The organism is Acetobacter sp. P1H12_c, assembly GCF_018811975.1.
Classification (GTDB): domain Bacteria; phylum Pseudomonadota; class Alphaproteobacteria; order Acetobacterales; family Acetobacteraceae; genus Acetobacter; species Acetobacter persici.
This window is the reverse complement of sequence record NZ_JACRVR010000016.1, coordinates 1-22,188: the sequence shown is the minus strand read 5'-3', so window position 1 is coordinate 22,188 and position 22,188 is coordinate 1. Positions and strand designations below refer to the sequence as shown.

At 54.2% G+C, this 22,188-nt stretch carries 14 protein-coding genes and 3 pseudogenes; 10 read left to right on the top strand and 7 right to left on the bottom strand.

Features of this window, described 5'->3' with window-relative positions; translation table 11 throughout:
- Positions 1–112: 112 nt before the first annotated feature.
- Positions 113–1,093: pseudogene (locus KP699_RS09635) on the bottom strand (IS481 family transposase).
- 68 nt (positions 1,094–1,161) lie between these two features.
- Positions 1,162–2,385 (bottom strand): multidrug effflux MFS transporter, encoded by a 1,224-nt coding sequence (locus KP699_RS09630; RefSeq protein WP_215762443.1) that lies wholly within the window; start codon positions 2,383–2,385, stop codon positions 1,162–1,164.
- A 102-nt stretch (positions 2,386–2,487) separates the two neighbouring features.
- Here KP699_RS09630 and KP699_RS09625 point away from each other — a divergent pair, with 102 nt between their 5' ends.
- From KP699_RS09625 to KP699_RS09600, 6 genes and pseudogenes are all read left to right on the top strand, one after another.
- Positions 2,488–3,237 (top strand): IclR family transcriptional regulator, encoded by a 750-nt coding sequence (locus KP699_RS09625; RefSeq protein WP_215762442.1) that lies wholly within the window; start codon positions 2,488–2,490, stop codon positions 3,235–3,237.
- 638 nt (positions 3,238–3,875) lie between these two features.
- Positions 3,876–4,595 carry a response regulator transcription factor gene (locus KP699_RS09620; protein WP_215762441.1) on the top strand — a complete coding sequence of 240 codons (720 nt, stop codon included), beginning with the start codon at positions 3,876–3,878 and terminating at the stop codon, positions 4,593–4,595.
- The gene (locus tag KP699_RS09615; protein ID WP_215762440.1) at positions 4,592–5,941 is read left to right on the top strand and encodes an ATP-binding protein; all 1,350 of its coding nucleotides are present in this window, start codon (positions 4,592–4,594) and stop codon (positions 5,939–5,941) included. The genes KP699_RS09620 and KP699_RS09615 overlap by 4 nt, the downstream gene beginning before the upstream one ends.
- Positions 5,942–5,988: 47 nt before the next feature.
- Positions 5,989–7,170, top strand: coding sequence for an efflux RND transporter periplasmic adaptor subunit (locus KP699_RS09610; protein WP_215762439.1), 1,182 nt, complete (start codon positions 5,989–5,991; stop codon positions 7,168–7,170).
- A 1-nt stretch (position 7,171) separates the two neighbouring features.
- The gene (locus KP699_RS09605) at positions 7,172–10,336 is read left to right on the top strand and encodes an efflux RND transporter permease subunit (RefSeq protein ID WP_215762438.1); all 3,165 of its coding nucleotides are present in this window, start codon (positions 7,172–7,174) and stop codon (positions 10,334–10,336) included.
- A gap of 3 nt (positions 10,337–10,339) precedes the next feature.
- Positions 10,340–11,452: pseudogene (locus tag KP699_RS09600) on the top strand (efflux RND transporter permease subunit); the annotation flags it as partial.
- A gap of 73 nt (positions 11,453–11,525) precedes the next feature.
- Here KP699_RS09600 and KP699_RS09595 read toward each other — a convergent pair.
- Positions 11,526–12,877 (bottom strand): IS3 family transposase gene (locus KP699_RS09595; RefSeq protein ID WP_252346922.1). Its coding sequence is split into 2 segments (ribosomal slippage): positions 11,526–12,539 and positions 12,542–12,877, totalling 1,350 coding nucleotides; the frame shifts between segments, so codons are not numbered across the junction.
- Here KP699_RS09595 and KP699_RS09590 point away from each other — a divergent pair.
- Entirely contained in the window at positions 12,869–15,193 is a 2,325-nt protein-coding gene (locus tag KP699_RS09590; protein ID WP_308164906.1) for an efflux RND transporter permease subunit, read from the top strand. The genes KP699_RS09595 and KP699_RS09590 overlap by 9 nt on opposite strands.
- 18 nt (positions 15,194–15,211) lie before the next feature.
- On the top strand, positions 15,212–16,750 hold the full coding sequence (locus KP699_RS09585) for an efflux transporter outer membrane subunit (RefSeq protein ID WP_252346921.1): 1,539 nt from the start codon (positions 15,212–15,214) through the stop codon (positions 16,748–16,750).
- 48 nt (positions 16,751–16,798) lie between these two features.
- Here KP699_RS09585 and KP699_RS09580 read toward each other — a convergent pair whose 3' ends face one another.
- Together KP699_RS09580 and KP699_RS09575 are read right to left on the bottom strand one after the other, a co-directional pair.
- Positions 16,799–17,956 carry a ferredoxin--NADP reductase gene (locus KP699_RS09580; protein ID WP_215762434.1) on the bottom strand — a complete coding sequence of 386 codons (1,158 nt, stop codon included), beginning with the start codon at positions 17,954–17,956 and terminating at the stop codon, positions 16,799–16,801.
- Between the two features lie 11 nt (positions 17,957–17,967).
- Positions 17,968–18,255, bottom strand: a complete 288-nt coding sequence (locus KP699_RS09575; protein WP_308164905.1) for a DUF1772 domain-containing protein — start codon at positions 18,253–18,255, stop codon at positions 17,968–17,970.
- Positions 18,256–18,343: 88 nt separating this feature from the next.
- On the opposite strand from KP699_RS09575, the gene KP699_RS09570 reads away from it, so the two are divergent.
- Positions 18,344–18,550 (top strand): transposase, encoded by a 207-nt coding sequence (locus KP699_RS09570; RefSeq protein ID WP_215762433.1) that lies wholly within the window; start codon positions 18,344–18,346, stop codon positions 18,548–18,550.
- Positions 18,551–19,541: 991 nt separating this feature from the next.
- On the opposite strand, the pseudogene KP699_RS09565 reads toward KP699_RS09570, so the two are convergent.
- Positions 19,542–19,673: pseudogene (locus KP699_RS09565) on the bottom strand (integrase core domain-containing protein); the annotation flags it as partial.
- A gap of 228 nt (positions 19,674–19,901) precedes the next feature.
- Positions 19,902–20,354: a MarR family transcriptional regulator gene (locus KP699_RS09560; RefSeq protein ID WP_215762432.1), complete on the bottom strand. Its 453-nt coding sequence runs from the start codon at positions 20,352–20,354 to the stop codon at positions 19,902–19,904.
- Positions 20,355–20,421: 67 nt separating this feature from the next.
- Between KP699_RS09560 and KP699_RS09555 the strand changes: the two genes are divergently transcribed.
- Positions 20,422–21,936 (top strand): FAD-dependent oxidoreductase, encoded by a 1,515-nt coding sequence (locus KP699_RS09555; protein WP_215762431.1) that lies wholly within the window; start codon positions 20,422–20,424, stop codon positions 21,934–21,936.
- The last annotated feature ends 252 nt before the right edge of the window (positions 21,937–22,188 follow it).

Here is a 22,188-nt window from a genome sequence, read left to right as displayed (position 1 = left end):
ACGGTGAAGAGAGGCGAGATCAGCCTGCTAAAAACGTGGTCAGGCTACCAGATGTTAAGCGCTGTATCTCACCTCCTGAACGGCCCCTGGCCAGGGGCCGTTCAGGAGGCCATCATAACAGGCTGGAAACACATAAGGTGTTTAGTCCCGGGATTTGATGGGTTGGATTGATGATGAATCTTTCTGGCTCTGAAGTCCAGATTTTGCAGACGTATTCGTAAGGTGTGAGGCCGTTCAGGGTCTTGAGCCTTCGCCCGAAATTATAGGCTGCCATGAAGTCGTTGAGGTGTGTCCTCAACTGCTCATGACTGTCGTAATGGAAGCGTTTGACGGTTGCTTCCTTGATTGTCCGGTTCATCCGCTCAACCTGACCGTTCGTCTAGGGATGATTGGGTTTCGTCAGACGAAGTTCGATCCCGTGGGCTTCGCAAATCATGTCAAAGCGCATTGGACGCGACCACGCCGTATTGCGATTACGAGGCTGCTCGGCGAACTGGATGCCGTTATCGGTCAGAATGGTATGAACCCGATAAGGGATCATACTCAGGAGATGTTCGAGGAATTCCCAGGCTGTCTTCCGGTCGGCTTTTCCGACCAGTTGTGTGACAGCGAATTTGCTTGTCCGGTCGATGGCAACGAAGAGGTACAGCTTGCCTTCAGCGGTCTGGACCTCTGCGATATCGAGATGAAAGAACCCAATCGGGTAGCGTTTGAAGCGCTGGCGTTTGGGCTTGTCTCCCGCGATATCCGGCAGTCGTGAGATCTCGTGGCGCTGAAGGCAGCGGTGCAGGGCCGAGCGTGTCAGATGGGGAATGCTGGCCTGCAGGGCATAAAGGCAGTCATCCAGCGGTAGCAACGTATGCCGGCGAAATGCCACGATCATCGCTTCGTCCGTCTCGGACAGGACCGTTGAGCGCGGCTCTTTAGGGCCTGTCTTCTGATCTTCGACAGTCTGACGCTTCCGCCATTTCGCAACTGTTTTCGGGTTGATCCCGAATTCCTCGCTCAGCGACGCGAGCGAAGCCTGCGATCGCTGTAGTGCTGCTCGCACGGCGTGCGTGGTCGTGGCGCTCCCATGACGTATCTGTCCCATAATGCTTCCTTCCACTCTCGTGAAAATACCACATCATCAAACCACGGGACTAAACACCTACTGAGATTCTACCTTTTACCGACTGGTACCGCCTGAGCCACTTTCTTCGCTGTCATGAACCAGATGCCGGTCGCAAGGACGCCACAGGCGGCGATGTTGGCCGTCATGGGATAGGCGGTGCCATTCTGGCTGGCCGCAACCAAACTACTGACTGTAAAAGCGCAGCCGAACTGAAGCACGCCAATCAGGGCGGAGCCGCTGCCGGCGTGCCGGCCGCTTGCCGCCATTGCGATGGCGGCGGCGTCTGCACCAATGAAGCCGAGCGCGCCAATAGCGAACCAGAGCGTTATCAGCAGCAAAGGCAGACTATCCGTGGCAACGGTTAGCACAGCCATGACACCTGCCACCACATTGAGAATCAGCGCAGCTCCCAGGAGGAATTCCGGACTTTTCCATTTGAGCATAATCCTGTTGATTTGGGAGGCGACGATCAGTGCGCAGGCGATCAACGCGAAAAGAAAGCCATAGGTCTGTGCGCTGGCACCATGTATATTTATGAACACGGTGGGCGAACCTGTAATGAAGGCGAACATACAGGCTTGGGCCAAGCCGCCGACAAGAGCCGGCACGATGAACGCGGGATCGGTGATCAGGGCCAGCCATGTGCGGGCGATAATAATGGGACTTTCCTTGCGGCGATCCTCCTGAGCCAGCGTCTCCGGCACGAAACACCAGACCAGCGCGGCGCAAACAAGCCCGAACACCAGCATAAACAGGAAGATCGCCTTCCACCCGGCATGGGTGAGAATGAAGCCGCCGAGGATTGGTGCAAGGATCGGCGCCAATGTCATTACCAGTAGAAGCGAGGAGAATGCGCGAGCACTGTCGCGCTCGTCGAAGAGATCGGTGACAATGGCACGACCGATGATCATGCCCGCGCATCCCCCTACCGCCTGTAGAAAACGGAGGGCAATAAAGACTTTGATATCTGCGACGAGCAGGCAGAGCATTGCTGAGGCAATATAGAGGCCGATGCCGATCAAAAGTGGTCCTCGCCGGCCGAAACGATCGATGACCGGTCCATAGATCGCCTGCCCTGCTGCCAACCCCAGGAAGAAGATTGATAACGTGATCTCGATACCACTTTCGGGAACAGCAAAATATGCAGCCATCTGAGGGAAACCGGGTAGATACATATCGGTGGCTAAAGGCGCGAACGCCGCCAGTATACCGAGGATGGCGATAATCCTTCCGGTTGAACTAAGAGCTTTCTTCTGTGTGGAAGGTATCATGGATGACTCGCTTGTCATTTGTATCGAATATGATAATATAACCACTATGTGGTCACTGTGACCGAATAATGGATCCTCACTATTAGCAAAGCAAGTGACAAAATGAACGAAAGCGATGATATCATTGAAGGTGGTAGTCAGGTCATCGCGCGCGCCGCTTCGATCCTGCGTACGTTAGAGGACTCACCGCAGGGACTAACCATCGCTGTCATTGCACGCGCGTCAGATCTGCCGCGCACGACGGTGACACGTCTTGTCCGTGCTTTGGAGGCGGAGCAGATCGTCGACACTTGCACCGGCAAGGTAAGGCTTGGAGCGGGTCTTATTCGGCTCGCTCGTGCAGTTCACTTTGATGCAGCCGCGCTGGCTCGTCCGCATATGGAAGCGTTATCACGGACATTACACGAGACAGTCGACCTCTGGATTGAGCGCGAGGACCATGTCGAACTGGTGGCAGAGGTGCCGTCAGATCAGGAGGTTCGCATTGTGGCTGTACCAGGTTCCCGGCTGCCTCTGCATGTGAGCGCGCCAGGAAAGGCGTTTCTTGCCGAACTGGATGAGATGCGCCTCATCCGTTGCACGGAAGGACGGCTGGACCGCTGCACGACGAATAGCCTGACCTCCGTCGATGCCCTGTTGGCAGAGCTGAAAACGACCCGCAAGACGGGTATCAGCGTCGATCTCGAAGAGCATGCCGAAGACGTTTGTGCGATTTCGATGCTTGTGCAGATCGGGCTGACCGATCGTTACGCCATAGCCGTTCCAGTCCCGGCTCGGCGGTTCGGGAAGACAAGAAAACAGATTGAACAGGCACTGCGTGCTTGTGTCGAGGAAATCGAAGCGCGGCGATAAGGGAAAAACGGTGAAGGTTGGTCACCATAGGGGCGGTCTTGCGACCAGCACTCCCTGCAAGTCAAACGCCGGTACGTCGAAGCAGACAGCCTTCATCCAGCGACGAGATTGCTGATCGACTGTTGACTGGAGCGTCATATCGTTTGGCATGGCGCGACATGCGGTCCCGTAGCGCAACCCTATGAACAGTTCGTGCAAATCGTGCCGCCGCTGTTCCGCGCCCTCTCGCATCAGTGCAAGATGGGACAACCAGACGACCATTCTTCGGCTGATACGTCAGAGGGATACGATTTCCGAACTTGCTTTATTCAGCATCACAGAACCAACCACGCGTGTAATTATACGACCCTCTTTTCATTGTAATATAAAAATCTTCTTTTCAACTATAAAAACAGGGGGATATTTTCTAAATTTATATATTTTCGTGCCTACACAAAATCTGCAACAATAAGTTTTCCTGAAGAATGAGCAGCCCGGTCTCTATATGTCAAAATGACATATATAACCAGCCTACCTTCATAATTTCCATTTTTGTGTCACTATCTGGCTATCGTCATCACTAGGTAGCCCAGAGGAAAATATCTCAGGTGTCGGATCGGTCACAATGCAAAACTGAGACGAGCGGGACATCACTATCCGTGCGGCCATTGCATATCCTGATCGTCGAAGATGATTTTGAGATTCTATCCCTTCTAAAACATTTTCTGTCGCAGAAAGGCTACATCGTTTATGCGGCTGAGGATCTGGCTAGTCTCCAGACTGCATTGCGTGAACATTCTGTCGATATGGTCCTCCTGGATCTGATGCTGCCGAAGGAAGACGGAAAATTTCTCTGCCGATACATCAAGCAAAACACAGTTCTTCCTCTTCTGATCATCAGTGCGTTATCAGAAGTAGACGACAGGATTGTGGGACTTAATCTTGGCGCTGATGATTACATCGCAAAACCTTTCGATCTCCGCGAACTTGAGGCGCGAATCTGTGCGGTGCTTCGCCGGAACCAAAATACCGGAACACCACAGGAATACTGTTTTGGAAACTGGCGTTTCCTTCCCAGAAAAAGCATTCTTTACAGCCAGAAAGGTGTTCGCGTTACCCTGACAGGCGCGGAGGCAAAACTCCTTCAGGAGTTTTGCCAGAATCCCGATAAGGCTATGGCGAGAAGCACATTGGTTGCAGCTCTCAAAGGGGATGCGGACGAAATCGATCCGCGGGCAATTGACCTGATCATCAGCAGATTGCGCCGTAAGCTGGCTGAAGAAGGTGGTCAGCTGGAACTGATCCGCACAGTCCGTGGCAAAGGTTACGTTTTTCAACCCCATCTCCAGAAACCAGAAGGCGGATTTCCGGCCCGATGAGCAAGACTCTCCTGTGGCCTCGTAGCATCTCAACGCAGATGGTAGCGATCGTAATCCTGTGCATGGCAACGACCATTTCTGTCATTATGTTACTGCTCGTCGCGTTCCGCCCGTATATTCCACCTTTGCCGGATGGCCCCTGGCCAAACAGTCTTGCCATTGAAACCGGCCTGACAGCATTGCAGCACGTGCCCGAGCCTGAAAGAAAGAAGCTCGCACAAATGATTTCGACGCCGGATCTCAGATTCGTCGTTGGAGAAAGCGCATCGTGCAAAACGATTCCAACCCGTATGCCCTCAGAAGAGCTGCGTCGGATTCTGCAGAGCAAACATCCTGAATTCACAATCGAGGCCTATAGCTGCGCGGCCGATAGCTCAGGCATGACGACAAGCACTCTGGTTATCAATGATGGCTATTATGCTGTTCAGGCGCATGACGGAGTCAATTTTCACTGGCCGCAGATCATGCGTCTGACCATGCCTTTGATTGTCGCTTTTGCATCCTTATTTCTTATGGTGATTGCTCTTTCCATCTGGTCTGTCAGAAGAATCAACCGGCCCCTTTCCTTCCTGGCTGAGCACGTCGAGGCATTTGGGCAGGATATTACCCCGATGCCTCTGGAAGATACTGGTTCCTTGGAAATCCAGCGTCTGGCACGTGCCTATAATCGTATGCAGGCTCGTATTGTGCGTTATGTTGAAGAACGGACGCGAATGCTGATGAGCATCGGACATGACCTGCGTACGCCCCTCACACGTCTGGCAATGCGTGTGGAGCTGGGCGAAGACATGTTGAGTCCTGACACCGTTCGGCGTGAGGTCATCCTGATGACCAGAATGCTGAATGGGACACTCTCCTATCTTCAGGATCAAAATAACCTTGAACCCGAAGAGACAACAGATCTTGACTCGCTGATCGAAAGCCTCTGCTCAGGTTTTTCCGATATGGGGAAACCGGTTTCCTATAATCCTGTCAGCCAACTGGTCTGCCAGTGTCAACCGATAGCACTGTCCCGCGCCATTAATAACCTGATCGAGAATGGTCTGAAATATGGCGGTTCTGTATCAGTTGTTTTGCAAAATAATGAGGAAAAAGCCGTCATTCTTGTGAAAGACGATGGCCCAGGAATACCAGAGCAGGAGCGGGACAATATGTTGCTGCCCTTCACGCGCCTCGACCAGGCTCGTGCCAGTCACGGGGGACTGGGGCTGGGCCTTTCCATCGTGCAGCAGGTTGTCGAACGTCATCATGGCTTACTTGAACTTATGGACAATAAACCATCCGGTCTTGTCGTGCGCATAACACTTCCTCTTGGAAAAAATTACGCTCTGTTCAAGAAAAAATAAGATCTTCTTAAATCATCAATCATCCTAACGAGGAGAGTAGAAACTCCATGTCTGATCAGGACAATCATGAGGTGTGTGCACCGAAAAAAATATCTCGCTGGAAGTTACTGGGCACCGGGATTGTTATCGCCGGCATAGCAACCGGTCTTTACTATGTTACGGTTCCTTCAAAAAAGGGTGGTGAGAATGAAGATGCAACACCTGTCGCTGTCGCAACGGTGAAGCGCGGTGACATGCCGGTTATCCTTACGGAACTGGGAACCGTTATTCCCATTACGAATGTCACGGTTCAGACACGTATTTCCGGATACCTCACACAGGTGTTGTTTACTGAAGGTCAGAACGTCAAGGAAGGCGATTTGCTGGCAGTCATTGATCCGCGTCCCTATCAGGCCCAACTGAAGCAGTACGAAGGACAACTGGCAGCCGACCAGGCGCAACTGGCAGAGGCGCGTATGGATTATGCGCGTTACATGAAACTGCAGAAGCATGACGCCGTGGACACCCAGACATTTCAGGACCAGAAATATAAAGTCGAACAACTGGAAGGAACCGTAAAATCAGATGAAGGACTGGTCGAAACCTATCGACTGGATCTTGAATACTGCCATATTTATGCTCCCACCTCAGGCCGGATTGGTATCCGGGCCGTTGATCGGGGAAATTATGTCAGTGCGGGCCAGACAAATGGTTTGGCGACATTGGCGCAGATGTCGCCCATTTCTGTTATTTTCACTGTTCCGCAGGACAAACTGGGTCTTGTCTGGAAAACCTTGCGCAGTACAAAAGAACTTCCCGTCGAGGCATGGGACAGTGCCAATGAGGAGAAGCTTGCTGAAGGCACAGTCAGTTCTCTTGACAGTGAACTGGATACCTCAACGGGAACGATCAAGCTCAGGGCCATTCTTCCAAATACGACCGAAGAGCTTTTTCCCAACCAGTTTGTAAATGCCCATCTCATTGTAAAAACGGAAAACAATGTGCTGCTGATGCCGGAGAGCGCCGTTCAAACTGGGCCCAATGGATCATACGTTTACGTCGCGGGACCGGATAACATTGTAAAAGTTCAGAACATCAAGACTGGTACCAGCCAGAATGATACGCTCGTGGTGACGTCCGGCCTTACGGAAGGAAACAGGGTCGTCATCTCAGGCGTCGATCACCTGCATGACGGTTCTAAAATCTCCCTTCCCGCAAATTCGTCCTCCCGTCTGGTTCTGAGACAGTAAAATGAATCTGTCCCGGCTTTTTATTGATCGTCCTGTTGCGACGACGCTGCTGTCTTTTGCCATCCTGCTGGCAGGCCTCATCAGCTACCGTTTCCTTCCCGTCTCGGCTCTTCCTGAAGTCGATTATCCGACCATTGTAGTGCGGACTTTTTATCCGGGAGCCAGCGCGGATGTCATGATGACGTCCGTGACAGCGCCGCTTGAAGGGGAAATGGGACAGATGTCCGGCCTTGAGCAGATGGCGTCTCAGTCTTCTGCCGGAGCTTCGGTCGTGACCCTGCGCTTCTCGCTTGCGACGTCTCTCGATGTTGCTGAACAGGAAGTGCAGGCGGCAATCAATTCAGCCAACTCGCTTCTGCCATCCTCTCTTCCGGCTCCCCCAATTTATGCGAAGGTCAATCCGGCGGATACGCCAGTCCTCATTCTCGGTGTAACGTCCACGACGTTACCTCTTCCTGAAGTCGAAGACTATGTGGCAACCCGTCTGGAACAGAAAATCAGTCAGATATCAGGTGTCGGCGAAGTCTCGCTTTCGGGGGGAAACAAAAAAGCGTATCGCGTCCGGGTCAATATTCCCAAAATGACCGCCTACGGGCTGGATATGGATACGTTGCGTACGACGATCGGGAACGTCAACGTCAATACGCCCACAGGAAGTTTCAACGGAGAGTCCCAAAGCAAAACCATCAATTTCCAGGGGCAGATCTCCACTACGGAGCAACTTCTTGATCAGGTGGTCGGTTGGTCCAGCACCAGCAAGGGGCCTATCCGTATCCGCGATATTGCGACGGTTTCGGAAGGGCCGGAAGATACGGAACTGGCAGGATGGTCCGATGCTGATCCAGCTATTATCCTGAATATCCGACGTCAGCCTTCGGCCAACATCCTGAGCACAGTCAACGCGATCAAAAGCCGACTTTCCCAGTTGCAGGCTGATCTGCCTGCAGGCGTGACAATCAAGGTGTTGACTGACCGTACAACGACAATTCAGGCATCGGTTTCCGACGTCGAGTTTGAACTTCTGCTGTCTCTCGCTCTGGTCGTCGGTGTTATTTTCGTCTTTCTGCACGATCCTTTCGCGACACTGATCCCGGCATTGTCTGTTCCCTTGTCGATTGTGGGAACACTTGCCGTCATGCATTTCGAGGGCTTTTCCCTTGATAACCTGTCACTGATGTCCCTGACGATCGCAACAGGTTTCGTTGTTGATGATGCCATCGTCATGATCGAAAATATCGCGCGTTATATCGAGAAAGGTGATGATCGCTACAAGGCTGCCGTGGACGGGGCCGGCGAGATTGGCTTCACAATTATTTCTCTGACGGTCTCCCTTATTGCCGTTCTGATCCCCCTGCTTTTTATGAGCGATGTGATCGGAAGGCTGTTTTATGAATTCTCTGTCACGCTCGCCGTAACGATCGTTATTTCAGCCGTTGTGTCCCTGACGCTGGTGCCCATGTTGTGCGCCCGTCTGCTGAAGGACCACGATCATACCAAAGCCAAACCGCACTGGGCCGCAGCGACCGATCGGCTCATCGCTCGCGTGATTGATACCTATGACCGTGGGCTTGCTCATGTTCTGCGACATCAGACACTCACAATGATCTGTTTTGCGATGACGCTCATCGTTACGGCAGGACTTGTGATCATCATTCCCAAAGGACTATTTCCAGAACAGGATACGGGCGTTCTGCAGGGTATTTCCGTGATGGACGCCTCCATTTCTTTTGATGAAATGAAGGCTTTGCAGAAGCGTCTGGGAGACGTGCTTCTCAGGGATGCCGATGTTGCCAGCCTGTCGTCCTATATTGGTGTTGATGGCGACAACACGACGCTGAACCGGGGTCGGTTTCAGATCAATCTGAAATCACATGACAAGAGGACGCTGACTGCCGCGCAAATCGGCCAACGTCTTCAGAAGGAAGCCTTGCAGGTTCCCGGAACACAGCTTTACGTGCAGCCTGTACAGGATCTGACCCTGGATACCACTGTGTCCGCCACGCGATATCAGTTCCTGATTGAAGATTCGAGCACGGAACGGCTCGAAACCTGGGTGCCCAGACTGGTCAAGGAGCTGCAGAAATCTACCGCATTGTCTGAGGTCACATCTGACCTTCAGGCGCAGGCTCTGGCCACCGATGTCACACTGGACCGGGCCACCGGAGCACGTTTTTCCATTACGCCGCAGACCGTGGACAATCTGCTCTATGACTCATTCGGTCAGCGTCAGATTTCGACCATCTATACGCAGTCCAATCAGTACCGCGTGATCCTTGAAGCGCTTCCCCAGCTCCAGCGCCGCCCAGAATCACTGGATCAGCTTTACATGGCTGGGAGTGCCACAACGGGAAGCAGCACGTCAGGCCCCACACGGCAGCCGACATCCGGGCTCGTTCCTCTTTCGGCGGTTGCCAAAATCACGCCTGCCAAGGCTTCGATGCTCATAACCCATGTGGGCCAGTTTCCTGCTGCTACGATTTCCTTCAACGTGGCGAGCGGCCATGCACTCGGAGAGGCCGTTTCCGCCATTGAGCAGGCACGTAAGACGCTCAGTCTGCCAGCAACCATGCAGACTTCCTTTCAGGGAACAGCTCAGGTTTTCGAGAGCAGTATGTCCAGTGAGGTCTGGCTGATTCTTGCGGCTCTTGCTGCCATCTATATCGTGCTGGGTGTGCTCTATGAGAGTTTTGTCCATCCCCTGACCATTCTCTCAACGCTGCCGTCCGCTGCCGTGGGCGCCTTGCTGATGCTCTGGATGACAGGGGCCGGGCTGGATATCATGGGCATCATCGGCATCGTGTTGCTGATTGGCATTGTCAAGAAAAACGCGATCATGATGATCGACTTCGCGCTTGAGGCCGAGCGGGTTGAAGGTATGTCATCTGAAGCGTCCATCGTGCAGGCCGCGAAGCTACGTTTCCGCCCCATTCTTATGACGACACTGGCTGCCATGCTGGGTGCTGTCCCGCTGGCCATTGGCTCGGGGGTTGGTTCTGAACTACGCCGTCCGTTGGGATATGCAATTGTTGGTGGGCTGATGGTGAGTCAGTTGCTCACTCTTTTCACCACGCCCGTCATTTACCTGAAAATGGAGCAATTGCGTCTCTATGTGACAGCCTGGCGGAACAGACGCCATGGTGGCGTCTCAGCGCCGGCGGGAGAGTAGGAAATGTCTCCTGTCGCCCTGTGTATACAGCGCCCGATTGGCACCACCCTGATCGTAATCGGCATGATATTGGCCGGTATCATAGGATACAATCAGCTTCCGGTTTCTGATCTACCGAATGTCGATATGCCGATGATTCAGGTTTCGGCTCAGCAGGCAGGTGGCACGCCGGAAGAAATGGCCAGTACTATTGCCGAACCACTGGAGCGGCATTTAGGGACGATTGCGGGACTGGATTCCATGACGTCGGAATCGGTCACGGGGCAGGTCAATATTTCGCTTCAGTTCGTGTCTTCGCGGGATGTGAACAGTGCGGCGAGAGATGTGCAGGCAGCTATCCGTGCGGCACGAAGCGATCTGCCAACAACCCTTCGGCAGGATCCCACATACCGGGTAGCGAATACGTCTGGCATGCCAATCATGGTGCTGGCGCTCACATCGAAAACGCGCACACCCGCACAGCTTTACGATGAAGCGACCAATGTTCTCGAACAGCATCTCGATTCCGTAACGGGTGTTGGAGAAGTAGAACTGGGGGGAAGTGCGCTTCCTGCTGTCCGGGTCGAAATGAATCCGCTCAAACTTTATCAGTATGGGATCGGGTTTGAAGATATCCGTGCTGCGCTGTCATCGGCCAATGCCAATACACCTAAAGGTTTCATTACCCGAGGAAAACAGCGCCTGATTTTGAGAACCAATGACCAGATTCACAAGGCAAAGGACCTCCAGGGCCTTATTGTCGCCTATCGAAGTAATCGTCCCGTCCATCTCGAGGATGTGGCAACTGTCTCCGATAGTGTCGAGGATGTGGAAACAGGAGGTTTTTTCAATCGCTCTCCTGCGGTTCTGGCGATTGTTTTCCCACGATCAGGAGCCAATGTCGTCAAAACCATCAAGGAAATCCGGGCTCGCTTTCCAACGCTTATTGCCGCGTTACCTGCAGATGTTGAACTGCATGTCAGTAGTGATCGCTCCCAGACGATCAGGGCTGCTCTGGATGATACTCAACGCACACTGGTGCTATCGGTCCTGCTTGTCGTGGGGGTGGTTCTGCTATTCCTGCGTTCTCCGCGAACAACCCTGATACCGGCCGTCGTCGTTCCGTCGTCGCTGATTGTCCGTCGTCGAAAGATTTGGGACTATGGATGGTGTGAGATAACGGAGGATCTGGCCCATCTGGTTGTGATGTTTAGGCGGCGCGCTGCTGATGAAGCAAGCGTCGTTTCTGGATGGTGGCGCGTTTGATGCGCTCACGTTCGAGCAGGATGGTCTGGCCCCGCCCGAACCAGACATCGGCGGGTGTGAGATTGTTCAGGCTCTCGTGATACCGGCGATGGTTATAGTTTTCGACGAACGCCTCGATCTGTCGTTCGAGATCGCCTGGCAGATAATAATGCTCAAGAAGCACACGGTTTTTGAGCGTCTGATGCCAACGCTCGATCTTTCCTTGTGTCTGAGGGTGGTTCGGGGCACCACGCACATGGTCCATGGCCTTCTGCCCGAGCCATTTTGCGAGTTCGTCAGCAACGTAGCAGGGACCGTTATCGGAGAGCAGGCGCGGTCGGTGACTGACCGTGGCCTGATCCAGGCCTGACGCCTGCAAGGCCAGTTCCAGCGTGTCCGTCACATCAGACGCCGCCATGGTCGTACACAGCTTCCAGGCGATGATATAACGCGAGAAATCATCGAGGATGGTCGACAGGTAAAACCACCCCCAGCCGATAACCTTGAGATAGGTGAAATCCGTCTGCCAGAGCTGGTTCGGCGCCGTTGTTTTCGTGTGGAAGCTCTTCGCCGCCTTGATGACGATGAATTTGGGGCTGGTGATCAGGTCATGAGCCTTGAGCAATCGATAGACCGAGGCTTCCGAGACGAAATAGCCGTGCGCGTCGGTAAACCGCATGGCGATTTCGCGCGGTGACAGGTCCGGCGCCTCCAGCGCCAGATCGACGATCCGCGCGCGGATATCGTCGGCGATGCGGTTCCATGTCCGTTTTGGGCGGGACGGCCTGTCCGCCAAGGCTTCCGGGCCGCCGGTTCGATACAGATCGCACCAGCGGTGAAAGGTTGAGCGCGGGACGCCGATCTTGCCGAGAACCTGCCGAACTGAGAGGGCCGACTGCTCGACGAGCCGAATGATCTCGAGCTTTTCCGACGCTTCATACCTCATGCGGGGTCTCCCCCATCCCCGATCATGCTTTTTTTGAGCAGGCGCAGCTCCAGCGTCTGCTCGGCCACGACTTCCTTGAGCGCACGCGCCTCGTCGCGCAGATGACGGACCTCACCGGTCGTGGCGTTGCGCGCCGTATCGCCCGCAAGCCGCTTCTTGCCAGCTTCGAGGAACTCCTTCGACCAGGAATAATACAGGCTCTCGGCGATACCCTCGCGGCGGCACAGCTCAGCTATGCTGCTTTCACCCTGCAGGCCATCGAGCACAATGCGGATCTTCTCTTCCGCCGAATACTGTCGACGCGTCGCCCGCCGGATGTCTCGGATCACACGCTCCCCAGATGTCGGCGCCGGTGAGGATTTCTGGCTCATTCTTCACTCCTTCGTCGTTACGATGAGCCAGAAATCCTCCTTTATCCAATTCACCAATTTCGGCCCATAGGTCCTGACGTCGGACAGTCGCTGATTACGACCTTTGCGGTCATGAAGCTTATGGGGTACTCTCTGGATAACCTGTCCCTGATGGCGCTGACGATTGCGACTGGATTTGTCGTTGATGACGCGATTGTCGTGCTGGAAAATATCAGTCGCTATCTTGAAGCTGGCGTAACCCGTTCCGAATCGGTGCTGAAAGGAGCGCAGGAAGTCGCTTTCACGGTCTTTTCAGTCTCTATTTCCCTCGTGGCTGTTTTCTTTCCTGTTGCCATGCTCAGCGGCATTATCGGTGGATTACTCCATGAATTTGCCATGACCATCTCGATCACCGTGCTGGTCTCCATGGTTCTTTCCCTGACACTGACACCCATGATGTGCGCCTATATCTTGCGTTCCAAAGATGAGGAAAAAACGGATCAGGTTTCTGCAAGTCGGCTTTCTGCGCTGTCTGAGCGGGTCGAGATACTCTTTGACCGGATGCACGCTGGGTATGGCCGCCTTCTGGATCGTGCGCTCAGGCATCCGGTTCTGGTTCTGTTATCCATCCCCGCCACAATTCTGCTGATGGGTATTCTTATTATCGTAATGCCCAAAGGCCTGTTTCCAGAGAGCGATACGGGTTCGCTGATGGCCCATCTCGTGGCTGATCAGTCGATTTCGTTCAATGCCATGATGGAGAAAGTCAAGGATGTAGAAAGCAGAGTTCTGGAGAACAGAGAGATAGACAGTATTGTGGGCTTCATCGGCGGCCGTGATTCTTCCAATCAGGCTACTATGTTCGTAGAGCTCAAGGACAAATCAGATCGTAACGTCTCGATCCAGCAGACTGTGGCAGACCTTCGGCATCGCACTTCTGATCTCGCGGGAGCACAGTTTATTGCTCAGGTTCCAAGCCTGCTTCCAACCGGCCCACGCAGTAGTAATGGTGCCTATCAGTACACGCTGGAAAGTGACGATGCGAAAGAACTCTATCACTGGGTGCCAATTCTTCAGGAAGCTTTGCAAAAACATGGGCAACTGAAAGATATTTCCACCGATATCCAGCAAAAAGGTCTTTCCGAAGAGGTTGTGCTGAACCGGGATATCGGGGGGCGCACGGATATTACCGCGCAGCTTGTAGCCAACGCCCTGTATGACGCTTTTGGCCAGCGGTCCGCCTCGGTCATTTACAACGCCCTGAACCAGTACCGTGTGGTCATGAATGTGCAACCGCAATACTGGAAAAATGCTGACATGTTGCAGATGGCCTGGGTCAGCGCATCCGGCGGGACAGCAAGTGGAAGTACACAGAGCAACAGTATCCGTTCCTCCTCATCATCGTCCAGCAGTTCTTCCGATACGACGGTTACGTCTGCTTCCTCGGAAAATAGTCAGTCCTTTACCAATCAGATTGCCAACGCTCTGGCTGGCGGCACGAGCGCCTCGAGCGGATCAGCCGTTTCTTCAGATGCTGAAACGATGATCCCTCTTTCCGTGGTCGCACGGATGTCCCGCGGCATAACCCCGGTAAACCTCAACCATCAGGGGCAGGCCATTGCGGCAACGCTTTCGTTCAATCTGGCATCAGGTGCATCAATGTCTGATGCGACCCGTATTATCAGCAACGAAATGGTCCGCCTTAAAATGCCGACCTCCATACATGGAAGTTTTGCCGGGACCGCAGCCCAGTTTCAGAGCCAGAGTAGCAGCGAGCCGTTGATTATTCTCGCCGCCCTCGCCGCCGTCTATGTCGTGCTTGGCATTTTGTATGAAAGCTATGTTCACCCGCTCACCATTCTGTCGACCCTTCCATCAGCGGGGGCTGGAGCGTTGCTGGCGCTTTACCTGTGTGGTCAGGAATTTGATCTGATCGGGCTGATCGGGGTCATTCTGCTGATCGGGATCGTCAAGAAGAATGCAATTCTGCTGGTCGATTTTGCCATTGGTGAAGAACGGCAGAATGGCAAGAGCGCACGCGAGGCCATTCACGAAGCCTGCATGCTGCGTTTCCGACCGATCCTGATGACCACTCTGGCCGCGGCATTGGGCGCTGTCCCGCTGGTGTTCGGGAATGGGTATGGCGTTGAACTTCATCGTCCTCTTGGTATCGCCATTATTGGCGGCCTTGCCCTGAGCCAGATCCTTACGCTTTTCACGACGCCGGTCGTCTACATTTACCTTGATCGTCTGGGAATGTGGGGGCGACAGAAATTACCAGCCATTCTGCGCAGTCTCGTCCAGCGTATCAGACCATCCTCTTTCCACCGCTCCTGAGCATTTCGGAATATAAAAATGATGTTGCAATTTCCTCCGATGCTTCGTGCACGCTCGGCAAAAGCCATACTTCTGTTGCTGACACCAACCATTCTGTCCGGCTGTATTCTTGTAGGCCCTGACTATAAACGTCCAAAATCTATTCTTTCTGCACGTTTTAAGGAGGCGGAACCCGCGCCAGGATGGGATAAAGCCCGTCCCGAGATGGCGGCCATCCCCAAAGGGCAATGGTGGGCAATTTATAATGATCCTGTTCTGAATGCCCTGGAGGAGCAGGTGTCGCTCTCCAATCAGAACGTCAAGGAATATGAGGCCAAATATCGCAAGGCCCAGGCACTTGTCACAGCAGCCCGTGCCAGCCTGTACCCAACTCTTTCGGGTAGCCTGAATTTCTCGCGTAATAGTCAGGGGGGTACAGCAACATCCACCAGTGGTACACAATATAGTTCAGGCATGACACGTAATACCTATGCCGCCGAACTGACGGCCGACTGGACGATTGATGTCTGGGGGAAAATCCGCCGGCAAATCCAGGAGCAGGTGACAGCAGCACAGGCCAGTGCAGCCGATCTGGCGAACGCACAACTCTCCTATCAGGAGCAACTGGCCGAGGACTATTTTGAGCTTCGGTATCAGGACACTCTGAAAGCTCTGCTGGAACGTTCGATCCGGTTATACGAACATACACTGGCCATTATTCGTGCCCAGCACCAAGGGGGGACAGCCAATGGCAGTGATGAATGGCAGGCACAAAATACCCTGGATGCCGCACGAGCCAGTGCCACAGCGACCGATGTCAGTCGTTCAGAGTATGAACATGCGATTGCTGTTCTGATTGGTAAACCGCCTGCAGAACTTTCGTTGGATCGGGACATCATGACATCCGTTGTCCCTGATATTCCTGTCACCGTCCCCGCAAGTCTTTTGCAACGGCGGCCGGATATTGCTTCTGCCGAGCGTGCCATGGAGGAGTATAATGCCGCAGTCGGCGTGGCGATCGGCGCTTTCTATCCAGAGTTTTCGCTCTCGGCTTCCTATGGATACAGTGGCAACCCGGTGCAGTCGCTCATTCAGATCAGTAACCGCATCTGGTCTTTGGGCGCATCCGCTTCGCAAACCCTTTTCGAAGGGGGGGCAAGAACGGCGGCCGTGCAGGAAGCCAATGCTGACTATGACAGCGCCGTGGCAAGCTACAGACAGACCGTGCTGACGGCCTTACAGGACACGGAAGACCAATTGTCGAGTTTGCGGATTTTGAAACAGCAGGCCGGTGAGCAGCAGCAGGCTGTTCAGGCAGCACTCCATGCCGCAGATGTGTCACTCAGCCAGTACCAATACGGAACAGCAATTTATACGACGGTTCTGACTAGCCAGCAGACGGCGCTCAGCAATCAGGAGACAGCGCTGCAAATTCAGGAAAGCCGTTTGGTGGCAAGTGTGAAACTGATCGTCGATCTTGGGGGCGGCTGGAATACTCAACAGCTTCCATCAAAAGGATCCCTGCAGGAGGATAATCCCCTTATTCCGGCCTTTCTGGAGAAACATAGCGGGAAGTAGCCCTTTATGACCTGCTTCGGGAATGTTTCTCCAGAAAGCGTGCGTGCTTCAATACCCTGCGAAAGATTCTGAATGTATCTGTGTCGGATGAACGTCAGCCTGCTTCAATAGCGTTTGCATCGCAGCAACCATGGCAGGGGGGCCTGCAAGATAGAGAACCGCTCCGGTCAGGTCGTCCAGATGACGGGAAAGCATCGCCTGCGTGATGTAACCCTGCTCTCCCTGCCAGTCGGGCTGGCGGGTCATGGTGGCGACAAGCCTGAAGTGCGGATGTGCTGCGGAAAGCTGCTGTAACTCCGACAGGAAGGCTGCCTCGCGTTCTTCACGGTTGCTGTAAAACAGTGTCATGTCGCGCGTCAGGCCGCGCTGTATTGATTCCAGAATCATGCTCCGGAATGGCGTGATCCCGATGCCACCCGCGATGAAAACCACAGGTCTCGTATCCTGCGTCACTGCAAGATCGCCGTAAGGGCCTTCAATATCGATAACGGACCCTTCCGGAAGACCAGCAAGACAGTGTTTGAAAGTACTATCGCGTAGGCGTGTGGCCACAAGCAGAGTGCTGTCCGTCGGAGCCCCAGCAAGTGAGAAGGTCCGAATGCGTCCTTCACTGTCCGATTTGTGCAGTTCAGGCAGGGTGACGTAGACGGCCTGACCTGCGGTAAAAATAAAACCTTCCGGTTTTTTTAGGACGAATGCGACCGTGCCATCGGCGACGTTCTCTTTCTTCTCAAGAATGGTTCGGTAACGTTGCGCCGGTTGCAGACGGCTTTTACGACGCCATTGAGTCAGTTTCAGGCCATCACGGAAATTCAGACCAAGCAGCGTGATATTCGTCGCACCAGCAAGAAGTTCCAGAGCCTGCACACCATAGAATGATGCATCAAACAGGCCAGATCGGGCTCTCGCGGCGAGGAACAGGGCCGATGGAATAAGGATCAGGATACCGTTCGCGGCAATGAAGGGCATGCGCCTGAGTTTTGTACCAACCAGCCCGGTGCGCTGCCCCTGCGACAGAAAGACGCCCGAACCTCCTGTTGCAGCGAGTGCCGGGACAAGCAGAAGAAATCCCCATGGGATCGTCGTCTTGACGGCGATCACAACATCCCGGGACAGAAAAAGCTCGGAGATGACCGTAGAAAGCCAGAAGGTTGCGATGGTGAGCAGCGCCACCACTCCGGCAAGGGGATGAATCAGTCTCGGCATGATGAGGGTCTCTACCGGTTGCACGCCCACACGCCGAGCGCCGATGCGGCAACGGCCAGTGCGATGCGGATATTGTGAAGGCGAAGCCAGGTATCGAGTTTCCCTGATACCTGATCCAGAGGGAGGCTCCCGGAGGAGAAGCCCGTATTGGCTGGCACGAACCAGCCGATTGTCAGGAAGATAACAGCGGCGATGCAGACGGTCGCACCTGTCCAGAGAAGCCGGTTGACGGGATCGGCGCGGTCAATCCAGATCATGCTCGCCAGCCCGATAAGAGCCGGAAGGACGACAGGCGGAATGGCTTTCTGAATGTATCCCCCATTGTGGACGTGTCGCGGTTTAGTTCCGGGCCTTTAAGACCGAAGATGGTCATGAAGGAGACGTGGAATGGGACGAGTTTATAAGGCAGAATTCAGGCATGAGGCGGTGCGTTTAGCTCTGAGCAGCAGTCTGTCGCGTGAGCGTATTGCCCAGGATCTGGGGATCGGCTCTTCGACGCTGAAGACATGGATCCGCGATGCGCAGAAGCTTGATACTGTGGTCGCTGATACAACGGATCATACAGCGTTATCACGTGAGAATGGCGGAAGGTAAGAGAAAGGGATGCTGTCGGACAATTAGATGCAAATCCAAAACAAACTTATCCACAGGACGAAATTGCCAAAAAACAGGCCATTTTTGGGCTCTATTCATTGCATCATCGAAACTCTAAGGTATTGTTATTATTAGATAGTGAAAATGGTGTTTTGGGATTAAATCCCAAAACACCCCCTTTTTACAACAGCGTTCAGTTTTTGTGGTACAAAACACTCACCAAAAAGTCGGTACAAAAGCCACAATAGCCTTCCGAGCAAAAAACACGTCAAATAGCCATTCAAACAGCGGCATGGTCTCTTTGCTGAATATAAATGCCGTCCACAGAGCGTCAATAGAGACGCTTGGCTTAGATGACTGCCGGACGACATTACACCGCTATACAGCCTCAAAAAAACGGTCTCTACGGCCATGTTATCTTCCTTCACACCCCAAAACCTTCTCTTGGCCGACACCCCCATTCCAAAAAACGCCCCACCCAACGATCTCTCCCTCACTATGGCCCGTTTGACCCGTTTGGAAGGCACGCTACCTCAATTTCATACGCACCCTTCGGATGCATATGAAATCGCTACGCTTTTTCTCTTTTCTTCTTTCCTCTATCGCCGAATAAATTCGGCTCCCTTTTCGATGCGACACCGTAACACGACACACCCCCCTCCAACCACGCGGGGGCAAAAAAAGGCACTTGCCCTGTATTTCATGTACCAAATCCGGAAAAAAAAGTGGTCATTTTCTACCCCCCTTTTTTCGGGGCGGCCTGTTAGCGGCGTTCAAAATCCAATTCAAATTAGACTTATGCACAGGCTGAAATGTGGGAATCACAGACCATGCTTACGTGTGATTCGGGCTGTTTGTGCTTATGGTGAGAGGAACTCTGTTGCGCAAATGGTCGCGGCGGGATTCACAGAGTGAGGGCAGTTTGGTGGCGGGTTGGTATGAGCAGGCTATCGCCCGTGCCTTCAGGCTGTCAGTTCTTATAATCGTGCCACGACGAATGCGGGCGCCGCGAATTATAATGACCAGTCCATTTTGCCAAGCCGGCACGAAATTCCGAGCCGGTCTCGAAAGCGTGAAGATACACGCATTCATATTTCAATGACCTCCAGAGCCGCTCGCTGAAAAACAGAGGCCCCGATACGCTCATTCAAACGACCGATATGGGGGGGAAGGCGGATGGTCCGGTTTTGCGGTTCAGGTCAATCAGAACGGACATCGTGTCGTTAAATCAGCCTTTGCCTGACGCGGCGACAAGGCCTGTTCAGTTTCGGTGCAATCCAAAGGGTTATTACTGGCCCGTACGACTAAACCACCCGGACGAACGAACGGAGCGCAGAAGCCTAGGCGAACATCACCGCATCAAGTCATCAGCGAAGCGGCGCAGAAGCAACCTTAACTGATCAAGATCTTCGTCGGTCCAGTCGACAAGAATGCGGTTGGCCAGCCTCTCGCGCGCCGCATTGAGCAGGTCAATCATTTCCTGTCCCTTCCCTGTCACTGTTGCTTCGCGAACACGCCTGTCCGTTACGGATGGCTTGCGCTCAATGAGGCCCAGTTCCTCCAGCTTGCTCATCTGTCGGCTGATGGTCGTATGATCGCGGCCCGTCCGATCCGCGAGTTCGACCACACCGATCGGACCGTAACGCCATACACGTGCCAGAAGTGGAAACAGGGCCCGATCCAGCGGAATACCCGCTTCTTCGATCAGACGATCATCCCGACGCGGCCGGTTGATTTCATCGACCAGATCGATAATTGCGGCATGGAGTCCCCTCAGGATCTCAGAATCATGTGCATTATTCACGTTTTTTGTTGCCTTCGATGCGGAGCCTATATATGTGAATATTACACATTGATTCGCGGAGCTGCCAGTGTCTTTCGATACAGACGTCCTGATCTCGGGTGCGGGGGCTGCAGGCCTGACACTAGCCATCGACCTCGCCCGACGTGGAATTTCGTTCCGACTGATCGAGCAGAACGCGCAGCCGTTCAGCGGGTCGCGCGGGAAGGGCATCCAGCCCCGCACGATGGAGATTTTCGAGGATCTCGGCATCGTCGATCGTATGGCTGCGGCAGGCGGCCCTTATCCGCCGCTCTGTCAGTATCGTCCTGATGGAACCCATAAAATGTCGCTTCTGACGGAAGCGGACGTTTTTCCGACCCCAGCGGAGCCCTATGCGGCACCACTGATGCTGCCACAGTTCGTCACCGAAGCCGTCATGCGGGAGCGGCTTGCCGAACTGGGTCATCATCCACATTTTGGGACACAGTTGGTCGGTTTCCAGCAGGACAATGATGGCGTTACGGCGAAGATCGAACAGCAAGGCGGCGAGCAGGTTATCCGCGCCCGGCTCCTCGTCGGGACCGATGGTGGCCGCAGTTTCGTGCGCCATGCTTTGGCGATCGATTTTCCGGGAGCAGCACTGGGCGTGCGTGCGATCGTTGCCGATGTGCGGCTGGAGGGGTTGGATCGATTCGCCTGGCATCGGTTCCAGTTCGGTTCACCCGAAACACAGGTGATGATCTGCCCGCTAGCGGGGACGGACCTGTTCCAGATTCAGGCTCCTGTGGCTCTGGACGGAGAGGTCGATCTGTCTCCGGCCGGACTGACCGCGTTTATCGAAGACCGGAGCGGCAGAGGGGACATTACGGTCCGTTCGGTCTCCTGGTCGTCGGTTTATACGATGAGTGCGCGTCTGGCCGATCGCTATCGGATCGGGCGCGTCTTCCTTGCGGGGGACGCCGCGCATGTTCACCCGCCAACCGGCGGTCAGGGCCTCAATACAAGCGTTCAGGACGCCTATAATCTCGGCTGGAAGCTGGCGTCCGTGCTCTCGGGGGCGCCGCAAGCGTTGCTCGATAGCTACGAGGCGGAGCGTCGACCGATTGCGTTAAACATGCTGCGTCTCTCGACGCGGCTACTAGGGGAAGTCAAGCAGGGCATCATGCGACGTGATCGCGAAGCGCGTCAGCTCGACCTCGGCTATCGCGGTTCATCATTGAACGTGCCCGGTTCGGTGAGCGGCAAAGTGCAGGCGGGCGGTCGCGCCCCTGATGCGCCCTGTCGCGGACAGGCGGGGCAACCGACACGGCTGTTCACGGTTTTTCATGGGCCACACTGGACCTTGCTCGGTTACGAAACGCGCGACTGGCCGCCGGCCATTGCAGGGGTTCGGATCGTCACAATTGGCGTGGGGCATGAACTCATCGATGAAGAGGGCGATATCGCTGAAGCTTACGGGATCGAACCCGGTCACTGGGTGCTCGTACGTCCTGACGGTTACATCGCCGGAATTATCCCTTCTGACGAGTTGGAGGAGCAGCTTTCGCGCTACTTTGCGCACGTGCTGTCATCGCCTCCGAGCGTTACGTTTGGAGGGTCATGATTGGGGGGGGAAGCAGACGGGTGGCTTTCGGGTAAAATTTCTTCGGAATCGGACGTCTCCGCCAATCTCGGGGGAGTTCAGACCCTATTCAGCTGTCTTCGTTCCTACCCGGGATTTGTCAGATAGAGGGGTCACTCGCTACGCGCAGGTTGCGGATTTTCCTTGCAGCCCCCAGTGACAAACTTCCCCTCGTTGTTGAATAAGAAAGAGTATTTGTTTGAGCTAAGTAATTCTAGGGCTTCTTCGCGGGTG

Coding starts and splice junctions, on each gene's coding strand:
- KP699_RS09625 (WP_215762442.1), top strand. CDS start 2,488: ATGAACGAAAGCGATGATATCATTGAAGGTGGTAGTCAGGTCATCGCG.
- KP699_RS09615 (WP_215762440.1), top strand. CDS start 4,592: ATGAGCAAGACTCTCCTGTGGCCTCGTAGCATCTCAACGCAGATGGTA.
- KP699_RS09610 (WP_215762439.1), top strand. CDS start 5,989: ATGTCTGATCAGGACAATCATGAGGTGTGTGCACCGAAAAAAATATCT.
- KP699_RS09630 (WP_215762443.1), bottom strand. CDS start 2,385: ATGATACCTTCCACACAGAAGAAAGCTCTTAGTTCAACCGGAAGGATT.
- KP699_RS09605 (WP_215762438.1), top strand. CDS start 7,172: ATGAATCTGTCCCGGCTTTTTATTGATCGTCCTGTTGCGACGACGCTG.
- KP699_RS09580 (WP_215762434.1), bottom strand. CDS start 17,956: ATGCCGAGACTGATTCATCCCCTTGCCGGAGTGGTGGCGCTGCTCACC.
- KP699_RS09570 (WP_215762433.1), top strand. CDS start 18,344: ATGGGACGAGTTTATAAGGCAGAATTCAGGCATGAGGCGGTGCGTTTA.
- KP699_RS09585 (WP_252346921.1), top strand. CDS start 15,212: ATGATGTTGCAATTTCCTCCGATGCTTCGTGCACGCTCGGCAAAAGCC.